8 protein-coding genes are annotated in these 11,110 nt (G+C 62.7%); 3 read left to right on the top strand and 5 right to left on the bottom strand.

All coding sequences use genetic code 11. From position 1 onward, the window contains the following. Window positions 1-318 precede the first annotated feature (318 nt). A complete protein-coding gene (locus LIY45_RS07950) occupies window positions 319-1,665 on the top strand; it encodes an MATE family efflux transporter (protein ID WP_017478433.1) in 1,347 nt (448 codons plus the stop codon). On the opposite strand, the gene LIY45_RS07945 is transcribed toward LIY45_RS07950, so the two are convergent. From LIY45_RS07945 to LIY45_RS07925, 5 genes are all read right to left on the bottom strand, one after another. Next, complete coding sequence (locus tag LIY45_RS07945) at window positions 1,649-2,512, bottom strand: alpha/beta hydrolase (RefSeq protein ID WP_226475893.1); 864 nt, start codon at window positions 2,510-2,512, stop codon at window positions 1,649-1,651. The two genes, LIY45_RS07950 and LIY45_RS07945, sit on opposite strands and share 17 nt — an antisense overlap. A gap of 167 nt (window positions 2,513-2,679) precedes the next feature. After that, window positions 2,680-4,593 (bottom strand): arginine decarboxylase, encoded by a 1,914-nt coding sequence (gene speA / locus LIY45_RS07940; protein ID WP_017478431.1) that lies wholly within the window; start codon window positions 4,591-4,593, stop codon window positions 2,680-2,682. Window positions 4,594-4,805: 212 nt separating this feature from the next. Then, complete coding sequence (locus tag LIY45_RS07935) at window positions 4,806-5,177, bottom strand: translation initiation factor Sui1 (protein ID WP_003217297.1); 372 nt, start codon at window positions 5,175-5,177, stop codon at window positions 4,806-4,808. Window positions 5,178-5,350: 173 nt separating this feature from the next. After that, window positions 5,351-5,887, bottom strand: a complete 537-nt coding sequence (locus LIY45_RS07930) for an NUDIX hydrolase (protein ID WP_026078096.1) — start codon at window positions 5,885-5,887, stop codon at window positions 5,351-5,353. A gap of 2 nt (window positions 5,888-5,889) precedes the next feature. Then, complete coding sequence (locus tag LIY45_RS07925; RefSeq protein ID WP_017478429.1) at window positions 5,890-6,957, bottom strand: DUF2333 family protein; 1,068 nt, start codon at window positions 6,955-6,957, stop codon at window positions 5,890-5,892. Window positions 6,958-7,231: 274 nt separating this feature from the next. Between LIY45_RS07925 and LIY45_RS07920 the strand changes: the two genes are divergently transcribed. Continuing rightward, window positions 7,232-8,902 carry a PleD family two-component system response regulator gene (locus LIY45_RS07920; protein ID WP_226475892.1) on the top strand — a complete coding sequence of 557 codons (1,671 nt, stop codon included), beginning with the start codon at window positions 7,232-7,234 and terminating at the stop codon, window positions 8,900-8,902. Between the two features lie 52 nt (window positions 8,903-8,954). Continuing rightward, complete coding sequence (locus LIY45_RS07915) at window positions 8,955-10,916, top strand: methyl-accepting chemotaxis protein (RefSeq protein ID WP_226475891.1); 1,962 nt, start codon at window positions 8,955-8,957, stop codon at window positions 10,914-10,916. The last annotated feature ends 194 nt before the right edge of the window (window positions 10,917-11,110 follow it).

Raw genomic sequence — 11,110 nt, 5'->3', positions numbered from 1 at the left:
CTCCTTCTGTGATGTTGTAGCGCCTCACATCTGGCTCTCCTTTTCCGCATTTTCCATGTTGTTTTCCTTTTCTCGCGCCCAAGCAGGCCTGAGCACCACAAGGGTGTTGATTCATGAGGCGTGTGATCGCGCCGGCATGGCGTGAAAAGGATGGTGCTGAACAGCGCAGGACCTAACAACTGACCGTTCGGCCAGGCTCTTGAATAAAACGAATCGCCTCACGCCCATCAAAGTTTCACCTGTAGGAAATCACCCCCTACATCGGATCTGCGTTGCCGCCAATGGCCAGTTACACTATCGCTCCCCAAAGGAGCCCGCATGACTTCCCTGCTGACCGACTGGCGCGACCGCCCCACCCACCGCCGCGTGTGGGCCCTCGCCGCGCCGATGATCCTGTCGAACATCTCCGTGCCGCTGGTGGCGCTGGTGGACAGCATGGTCATCGGCCACCTGCCCCACGCCCATCAACTCGGCGCCGTGGCCGTCGGGGCCAGCCTGTACACCTTCCTCGCCTGGGCCATGGGCTTCCTGCGCATGGGCTCCACCGGGTTTGCCGCCCAGGCCGCCGGGCGTGGTGATGGCGCGGCGCTGCGGCAGATTCTGTTGCAAGGACTGTTGCTGGCGCTGGGCCTGGCCATAGTGCTCGGCAGCATCGGCATTCCGTTAAGCGGCCTGGTGCTGGACTGGATGCAACCCTCGCCCGAGCTGAACCAACTGACCCGTGAATTCTTCCACACCCGCCTCTTCGGCCTGCCCGCAGCCCTGGCCAGCTACGCGCTGGTGGGCTGGTTCCTCGGCACCCAGAACGCCCGCGCGCCCCTGGCGATTTTGCTGACCACCAACCTCGTCAACATCGCTCTCAACCTGTGGTTCGTGCTGGGTCTGGATTGGGGCGTGGTCGGCTCCGCCCGCGCCTCGGTGATCGCCGAATGGACCGGCGCCCTGCTCGGCCTGGCCCTCACCCAAAAAGCCCTGCGCGCCTACCCCGGCCATATCGCCTGGGCCGCACTCACGCTGTGGCAAAGCTGGCGCCCGCTGCTGGCGGTAAACCGCGATATCTTCATCCGCAGCCTGGCCCTGCAATCGGTGTTTTTCATGATCACCGTGCAAGGCGCTCGCTTGGGTGATGCGACAGTCGCGGCGAATGCGCTGTTGCTGAACGGATTACTGCTGACGGCTCATGCCCTGGACGGGCTGGCCCACGCCGTGGAAGCCTTGTGCGGCCATGCCATCGGCGCCCACGACCGCCAGGCCTTGCGCCGCTCGCTGGTGGTGGCCTGTGGTTGGTCGCTGCTGGCCAGTATCGGTTTTGCGATCCTGTTCGCTGTGTTCGGCCACTTGTTTATCGCCATGCAAACCGACATCCCGAGCGTGCGCGAAACCGCCGACATCTACCTGCCCTACCTCGCCGTACTGCCATTGATTGCCGTGTGGAGCTACCTGCTGGACGGCCTGTTTATCGGCGCCACCCGCGCCCGGGAAATGCGCAACGGCATGCTGCTGACGGTGGTGATTGTGCTGCCCTTCGCCTGGGCCTTGCAGGGCCTGGGCAATCACGGCCTGTGGATAACCTTCCTGCTGTTCATGGCCCTGCGCAGCCTCACGCTGTGGGCAATTGCCTGGCGCCTGAACCAACAGGACCGCTGGCTCACTGGCCCGGCGTGAACTTGATAAACGCCGTGACCCGGTCCAACACAGGCGCCAGCCAGCGCAGCGGCCGGGAGATCGAGGCCACCAATGTCGCGTGGCTGGTCTTGGTGAAGTAGAACGCCTCCACCGGCACGCCCGCCGCCCGCAGTTTGTTCGCCAACCCGCCGGTATTGCGCGTGGGGTTGACCAGGTTGTCGTCCACCGAGGCAATCAACAGGCTCGGCGGCGCGTCATGGCTGACGTGGTTGATGGGTTGGGAATCGGGTGGCGAATCCGGGAAGAAGAACACCGGGCGCACCTCGCGGTTTTCAATCGGCAGGAAATCATACGGCCCGGCGAGGCCGATCCATCCCTTGAAGACTGACGGCGACAGGCCGACCCCGGCCAGCCACTGTGGGTCCAGCGCGAGCATTGCCGCGTTGTACGCACCGGAACTGTGGCCCATCACATACAGCTTGCGGGGATCGCCACCGTACTCGGCACTGTGCTGATACGCCCAGGCCACCGCTTGGGCGCCGTCCTGCAAAAACGCCGGGTAACGCACCTGTGGATAAAGTCGGTAGTCAGCAATCACCACCACGATGCCCCGTGAGGCCAGGGCTTCGCCGACGAAACCGTAGTCATCCTTGGAGCCGCTGTTCCAGCTGCCGCCATAGAAAAACACCACGACGGGCGCGTCGGGCAAGGCGGTGACGGGACGGTAGATATCGAGTTTCTGGCGGGGGTCATCACCGTAGGCGATGGAGGAAGTTTTGGTGAAGGTGCTGGTGGGGGTAAGTGCGTTGAGCACTTTGATGGGCGAACAAGCCGCAAGCAGCGCGGCTATTGCCAGGGTGAACACTTGCAGGAGTTTGCTCGACATCGTTCAGGCCCTATAAGGAGGGTACTGCCAAAACGCTGATCAAAGGTGGGAGCTGGCTTGCCTGCGATGGCGGTGGGTCAGCTAGCCCATTGGCTGCCTGACACTCCGTCATCGCGGGCAAGCCCGGCTCCCACATTAGAGCCGGGTCTACCTTGAAGTCGGTGTGCTTACGAGGACAGGTACGACGAACGGGTCAAACCAAGACGCAACGCATCCAGGAACTGAGTCCGCTCCGCCGCCGTGATCTTCGCGCTGGCGCACTTGTCACGGTAGTGAGTCATCAACTCCTCCGGCGACAAGTGCACGTAGCGCAGCATGTCTTCGATGGTGTCGTGGGTCTCGATCCCGGCGCTGTACACCGAACCGTCTTCGCGCTGGTAGATGTTCACCGAGTCGGTGTCACCGAACAGGTTGTGCATGTCGCCAAGGATTTCCTGGTAGGCACCCACCAGGAAGATCCCCAGCAGGTAGTCCTCACCTTCTTTCACGGCGTGCACCGGCAGGCTGGTCTCGATGCTTTGCTCGTCGACGTACTGCTTGATCTTGCCGTCGGAGTCGCAGGTCAGGTCCTGCAGCACCGCACGGCGCAGCGGCTCTTCGTCGAGGCGATGCAGCGGCAGGATCGGCAGCACCTGGCCGATGGCCCAGGTGTCCGGCAGGCTCTGGAAGACCGAGAAGTTGCAGATGTATTTGTCGGCCAGCTTGTCGTTGAGCTCGTCCAGCACCTGGCGGTGGGAACGCTGACGGGCTTTCAACGAATCGTGCAGGCGGCGGCAGACGGCGAAGTAGCACTGCTCGGCCAGGGCTTTCTCGGCCAGGGTGATCTTGCCGTCGGCGTACTGGGTGGCCACGTCGCTCATGTAGTGAGTGGCGCGCCAGTAGGTTTCGGTGACCATTTCGATGTCGGTCGGGCCCAGCAGGTCCACCAGCCATTGCACGGTTTCCGGCAGGCTTTCCTTGTTCTCGATCAGCGGCACGTCGTCGTTGTGTTTCTCGACGTCGGTGACTTGCACCACCAGCATGGCGTGGTGGGCGGTCAGGGAACGGCCGCTCTCGGAGAAAATGTGCGGATGCGGCAGGCTCTGGGCGTCGCAGAATTCCTTGAGCATGCCCACGACCACGCCGGCATAGTCGTCCATGTCGTAGTTGATGGAGCTGGCGTTACGCGAGTGCGTACCGTCGTAGTCCACGCCCAGGCCGCCGCCTACGTCGATGTGGTCCACCGGCAGGCCGAGGTTGCGCAGTTCGCCGTAGTAACGAATGGCTTCCTTGAACCCGTGCTGGTAGTCGGCCAGGTTGGCGATCTGCGAGCCCATGTGGAAGTGCAGCAGGCGAATGCCCTGGTCCAGGCCCGCCGCGCGGAAGCGCTCGACCACCGACAGCAGTTGCGCCGCCGACAGACCGAATTTGGATTTCTCGCCGCCGGTGTCTGCCCACTTGCTCGACGCCAGGGACGACAGGCGCACCCGCAGGCCCACCTGTGGCTTGACCTTGAGGTTGGCGGCTTCTTCGATCACCAGGCCGACTTCGGATTCTTTCTCGATCACGATGAACACGTTGTGGCCGAGCTTCTGGCCCATCAGCGCGAGGCGGATGAACTCACGGTCTTTGTAACCGTTGCAGACGATGGTGCCGCCTTTCGGCGCCAGGGCCAGCACGGCCAGCAGCTCAGGCTTGGAGCCGGCTTCCAGGCCAATGGACACGTCCTGGGTGGCGATGATGTTTTCGATCACCGCCTCCTGCTGGTTCACCTTGATCGGGTACAGCGCGGTGTATTGGCTCTGGTATTCCAGGCGCTCGATGTTGGAATCGAAGGCACCGGTCAACTGGCGCACGCGGTCTTGCAGGATGTCGGGGAAACGCACCAGCAACGGCAGGGACAAGCCGCTTTTGCGCAGCTCGTCGACTTGCTCGTACAGGTCGACAGGCGTGCTGTTCGGGCCGTTCGGACGGACTTCAACGCGACCGGCATCATTGATCGCGAAATACCCGGCCCCCCAATGGCGAATCCCGTAAACACTGCGGCTGTCCGCAACTGTCCATTGGCTGCCATCGTCTTTGCGTGTGCGTCGTACGGACATCGAAGTCCCCTATAAATGAAGTCGAAGTGCACCGGCCTGATCAGAGGCTGGCGCAGTCTAAAGAATGAAAATGACGATTTGCCTGTGAGAGGGGTAGACCCCACTTGCAGGACAGAGTTTAGACACCGGTCAGGAACAGGCTCTGTGAAAACCATGGAGACGACAGTTTGCGTTCAGCAAGCGGGTCATCGGGGTGGTTTTCACAGAGGCTGCTAGCCGCCGGATTTCTTCGCCTTGTAACCCAGCTTGATCAGCTCGGCCAACAGCAACTCGACGTGGTCGCCCTGGATCTCGATGACACCGTCTTTCAAGGCGCCACCGGTGCCACAGCGCTTTTTCAGCGTCGTGGCCAACTCCTTCAGGGCCTCTTCGGCCAGGGGCACGCCGGTGATGGTGGTCACCGTCTTGCCGCCACGGCCCTTGCTCTCGCGACGGACGCGGGCAATACCATCGCCTTCAGGAATCAGGGTTGTTTTGCAGGTACACGCGTCCACGGGCTGGCGACAGTCCGGGCAGTGTCGACCTGCGTCGGTGGAAAATACCAGGCCACCAAGGGCGGCGAAGGATGCGGCTTTTTTGGCCACCGGCAATCCTCTTGGGAGGACAAAGACTGATCGATGGGGTCATCGACCGCGAAGCCCCACTCAGGCAGGGGCAGCGCTACTGAACCGCGAGAGCGGTTCAGCCTGAAAAGTCGCGCAGTGTAACGGCAAAAAGGCCCCTTGCTAAGAGCCAAATGGCGCCAATTTATGCAACTTTAGCGACGCAGGGCCAAATAACGACGCAGCCCTTCCTGTGCATCCGGGCAATAGGGCTTTTGTTCGGCCTCCTCCAGCACCGTCGCCAGTGGCAGAAAGCGCGCCTCCATGACTTCTTCCGGCTGGATCCGCAGGGGCCCGTCCCACACCGCCGAGAACGAGGTGCACCAGAGCCGGCTGTCGCCGTCTTCGAAATAGAAGTGGTCGTGCGGGGTCAATTCGACGCCGCTGACGCCCAACTCCTCTTCCAGCTCGCGGGCTGCCGACTCGGCGTAGGACTCATGAGCCGCCACCATCCCGCCCGCCGCCGTGTCCCAGAACCCCGGGTACATGGCTTTGCTCAAGGTGCGCCGGTGCACACACAGCTCACCGGCCGAGTTGAACAGGAAGATAAAGGTGCAGCGTCCGATCAGCCCGCGCTGGCGCAAATCGGAGCGCACCAGGCTGCCGAGCAGGTTGTCCTGCTCGTCGACCCAGGCAATCAGTTCGGCGTCGGAGGCGGCGCGGTGCGCAGCCTCCCTGGTGGAAGCGTCCATCATCAACCCTGGTTCAGGAGCTGACGCAAGTCGATCACTGCAGCGTTGGCCCGGGAAATATAGTTGGCCATGACCAGCGAATGGTTGGCCAGGATGCCAAAACCGCTGCCGTTGAGAATCATCGGGCTCCACACCGGTTCCTGCGAGGCTTCCAGCTCACGAATGATCTGGCGCACGCTGACGGTGGCGTTCTTCTTGGCCAGCACATCGGCGAAGTCGACTTCGATGGCGCGCAGCAGGTGGGACAGGGCCCAGGCCTGGCCGCGGGCTTCGTAGAACACGTTGTCGATCTGCATCCATGGGGTTTCCACCACTTCTTCGTCGAGCTGCGGCACTTCACCCGGCGCCAGCGCTTCGGTTTTCAGCGCGGTGTTGAGCTTGACCCGGCCCACGCTGGCCGACAGGCGTTGCGACAGCGAACCCAGGCGGGTCGCCACATCACCCAGCCAGTTGTTCAGGTTGTCGGCACGGGCATAGAACAGCGCGCCGCGCTGATTAGGGTCGGACAAGCGTGCTTCGTAGCGGCTCAGGGAATTGATGCCTTCCTGGTATTCCGACTCGCTGGACGGCAGCACCCAGCTCTTGTTGTCGAAGTTGAAGCGCGGTTCGGCCTTGGCCAGGTCCGCGTCTTCCGCCGACTGCGACTGGGAACGGGCGAAGTCCTTGCGCAGGGCACGGGTCAGGTCACGCACCTGCACCAGCACGCCGTATTCCCAGCTCGGCATGTTGTCCATCCACAGGCCCGGCGGGAAACGGTCGTTGGAAATGTAGCCACCCGGCTTGTTCAGCAAGGTGCCGGCCACAGTCTTGAGGGTTTCGACGGTGGTGAAGCCCACCACCATTTGCTTGCCTTCCTTCTCGGCCGCAATCTGCGCGTTTTGCTGGACCGGGAACAACGCAGGCTCTTCACTCCAGTACCAACCCAGGGCACCGGTGACCAACAGATACAACGCAACCAGCGAGAGCAACGCACGGCTCATCAGCAAATTACGGAAATAGCTGCGGGGGGCCGACTTGGTTTCAGGGGCCGGGCCCTTTGCACTGCCTGCGCGGTTTTTCCAGTCCAGCATGGCGATATCCTTTCAATCACTTGAGTTCAATAGCTACGACCACAACCCTACCCCATCGTGCCGAGCATTGCGGCGCTTTTAGTCGGGGTGGCGCAAGTGCGCGGCTCGACTATAAAGGATGCACGATGTTTACGCCCGCGCGACTGCATGGTCGGTAAATGAATATCCAGGACCTTGCAGTTAATTGACGTATGACACGCGTGCAACGGAAAAGAGGTGCTAGCATAGAGCCATCAGTTCGACCTCAGCATGCAGCCTAACTAGTAGTCAGGATATGACCGAGCCAGAAGACCCCAGCCGTGAGCGTCTCAAGCACCATTTTGCCCAGCGGGTAATTCATCAGGCACGTCAAATTCTTGAGATCTGGCAGCGCCTGCAACGCAGCGAATGGTCGACCGCCGACTTGACCGAACTCGGCGAGGCCAACCTGCGCCTGCTGCGTTTCGCCGAACGCTTCGAGCAGCCGGAACACGGCCAGCTGGCACACCAGATCAGCGCTTCACTCAAGGCGGTGGACGACAACCGCGGCCGCCTGAGCAGCCACCTGATCACCGAACTCAATCGCCTGATGCAGCGCCTGTCCCGCACCGGCCTGCGCCAGGGCGACCACTTGGAACAAACCCTCCTGCCGCCGATGCGCAAGCCGATCTACGTGATGCTGGCCGACCACGACCGTGCCGAGCGCCTGGCCAAGCAGTTGGAGTTTTTCGGCTTGAGTGCCCAGTCCCTCGACAGCGTGGCAGCATTTCGATCATCGATGGCCGAGCGCTTGCCGGCGGCCATCGTCATGGATGTGGATTTCTGCGGCACCGGCCTGGGCCTGAAGCTCGCCGCCGAAGCCCAGGAAGGCTTGGAGCAAAAACTGCCGCTGCTGTTTTTCAGCCTGCACGAAACCGACACCCCCACCCGCCTGGCCGCCGTGCGCGCCGGCGGCCAGGAGTTCCTCACCGGAACCCTGGAGGCGTCGAGCCTGCTGGAAAAAATCGAAGTACTGACCTGCGTCGCCCAGTACGAACCTTATAAAGTGCTGATCATCGACGACTCGCGGGCCCAGGCGTTGCACACCGAGCGCCTGCTCAACAGCGCCGGCATCGTCACCCGCACCCTGATCGAACCGATCCAGGCCATGGCCGAGCTGGCGGACTTCCAGCCCGACCTGATCATCCTCGACATGTATATGCCGGCCTGCACCGGCACCGAACTGGCCAAGGTGATCCGCCACAACGACCGCTACGTCAGCGTGCCGATCATCTACCTCTCGGCCGAAGACGACCTGGACAAGCAACTGGACGCCATGAGCGAAGGCGGCGACGACTTCCTCACCAAGCCGATCAAGCCTCGGCACCTGATTACCACCGTGCGCAACCGTGCGGCGCGGGCGCGCAACCTCAAGGCGCGGATGGTGCGCGACAGCCTCACCGGGCTGTACAACCACACCCACATCCTGCAATTGCTCGAAGACTGCAGCTTCCGCGCACGCCGCGAGAGCAAGCCGCTGAGCTTTGCGATGCTCGACATCGACCACTTCAAGCGGGTCAACGACAGCCACGGCCACCCCATGGGCGACCGGGTGATCAAGAGCCTCGCGCTGTTTCTCAAGCAGCGCCTGCGCAAGACCGACTATATAGGCCGTTACGGCGGTGAAGAATTTGCCATCGTGATGCCCGACACCGATCTCGACGCCGCCTGCAAAGTGCTCGATGAAATCCGTGGGCGCTTTGCCGAGATCCACTACCCCGCCCAGCCCCAGGATTTGTGGTGCACCTTCAGTGCCGGCGTGGTGGAACTGTGTGATGGCTCCGACAGCCTGATGATGGCGGCCCAGGCCGACGAGGCGCTGTACCGCGCCAAGGATGCGGGGCGTAACCGGGTGATCTCGGCGCGCGCATCAAAGCAAAGTGCCACCTTTTCACCGGAATCCACCGAATCCGTCATAACTCTGTAATGGAAACGCAATAACTTCAGGCACTTACTTCTGCTGTCGGTTGAAACCACGCATGCGCCTGAAGCTGCTGACGAATCTGAACACCCTCCTTCTGGTCGCCGTTTGCCTGGCCCTGGGCGCGACGCTCTGGTGGTCGCAACGCGCCCTGGAGCGCCCCTATCTGTTGATGGAGCGCTACCTGGGCCTGTCGCAGACCTTTCAAAACCAGGCCGCGCGCAATATCGACGATTACCTCGCCAGCGGCGACGCCCTGCGCCTGAGCAGCGCCAGCCAGAGCCTGGAAAACCTGTTGCAGCATCTGGATGAGTTACCCGCGGACCTGGCGCAAAACCTGCGCCCCAGCCTGGTAGACCTGGATACCTTCAGCAAGACCGACCTGCTGGCCGCCGGCAAGCTGGCGGGCGACCCGCAGGCCTTGCTGCTGCAAGCCGAACGCGAGCTCGGCGCCAATCTGGAGCAACTCAACCAATACGCCAGCGGTGTCACTGCCCCCGACGCGGCACGTTACCTGCCGCCGTTGCTCGCGGCGTCCCAGCACCTGGCCAAACTCTCCCTGGCCCGGGACAAGCTGGTAAGCAGCGGGCGCAGCGAACTGGCCGACGATGTGGAGCGCGAAGTCAGCAATATCCGCAGCCAGGCTGACGTGCTGGGGCAACTGCCGTTGCTGGGCGTGACCGCCAGCAGCGAGTCCAATACCGACGACTTCTCGGCCATGATGGGCCTGGAAAACGCTGAAAAAACCGTAGCCCAGGACACCGGCGTCGACCTCAAGCGCGAACTCAACAGCCTGCTGACCCGCTACCCCGCTGAGCTGAAACGCACCCGCGAGCAAATCCAGCAACGCACCGAACTGGCCAGCAGCACCCACCTGAAAATCAACGCCGTGCAGCAAGCCATTGCCGGGCTAGAGCCGGTGGTGCGGGCCCAGCATGCGCAGATCCAGGGCGAAGTGCGGCTGATGCAAGGCGTCATGATCGGCCTGATTTTGCTGATCGCGCTGTTGATCGACACCTTGCAACGGCGCCTGGCGCGGGTGCTGACCAACCTGGCGCCCGCCTTGTCCACTTGGGCCGAAGGCGACTTCAGCCAGCACATTGCCTTGGGCAAGACCAACCGCGAACTGCACGATATCGAGGAGTCCCTGAATCGCCTGCGTGCTTATCTGGTGGACCTGGTGGGCACTATCCGCGGCAACGCCGAGCAAGTGGCCGGCAGCAGCAGCGCCCTGGCGGAATTGAGCAGCGGCATGCACGACGGTGCCGAGCGCCAGGCCGGTGACACCGCGCAGATTCGCGATTCCCTGGGCGAACTGGAAGCCACGATCCAGCAGGTTGCCGGCGACGCCAGCCAGGCCGCCGAGGCCAGCCGCAGTGCAGGCCAAGCCGTGGAACAGGGCCAACGAGTGATCGGCCTGAGCCTGACCGGGTTGCACGCCTTGGTCGGCGAAGTGCAGACAAATGCGCAGATGATCGAGAAACTCGCCGAGGAATCCGCGACCATCGGCGGCGTACTCACGGTGATTCGCTCCATTGCCGACCAGACCAACCTGCTGGCGCTGAACGCCGCCATCGAAGCTGCGCGGGCCGGAGAGGCCGGGCGCGGGTTCGCCGTGGTAGCCGATGAAGTGCGCTCCCTGGCCCAGCGCACCGCCGGCGCCACCGCCGAAATCCAGCACCTGATCGCCGGCCTGCAAACCGCCGCCCGGCAATCGGTGGAAGGCATGCGCGCCCAGGTCGAACACGCCGAGGCCACCGCCGAGCAAGCCCAGGCGGCCGACGGCGCGCTGGATGAAATCGTCGGGGCGATCCAGACGATCTCCGACACTGCGGTGCGAATTGCCGATGTGACGGCCCAGCAAAGTGGCGCCGTGAGTGAAATCCGCGATAACAGTGAGCGGATTCACCAGCTGGGTGAGGACAACTTGCTGCGAATTGGCCAGGGACGCCGCCAGGGCGAGCACTTGCTGGTACTTGGCGGGCAACTCAATACCGCCGTGCAGGCATTCCGCGTGTAACCGGCTCTCCGGTCTTGTGAAGATCAAAATGTGGGAGCGGGCTTGCTCGCGAAGGCGGCGCCCCCGTCAACGCATGTGGCGGCTGAACCACCGCCATCGCAGGCAAGCCCGCTCCCACACTGACCGGATTCAGCCTTGCGGTCACATATTTTGCGCAATCCTCGCTAATCGTGCTGCCTACTGCATAGAACTGG

The organism is Pseudomonas sp. MWU16-30323 (assembly GCF_020515595.1).
Taxonomy (GTDB): Bacteria; Pseudomonadota; Gammaproteobacteria; order Pseudomonadales; family Pseudomonadaceae; genus Aquipseudomonas; species Aquipseudomonas yamanorum.
The sequence above is the reverse complement of the archived record's forward strand: the minus strand, read 5'-3'. Positions and strand labels throughout refer to the sequence as shown.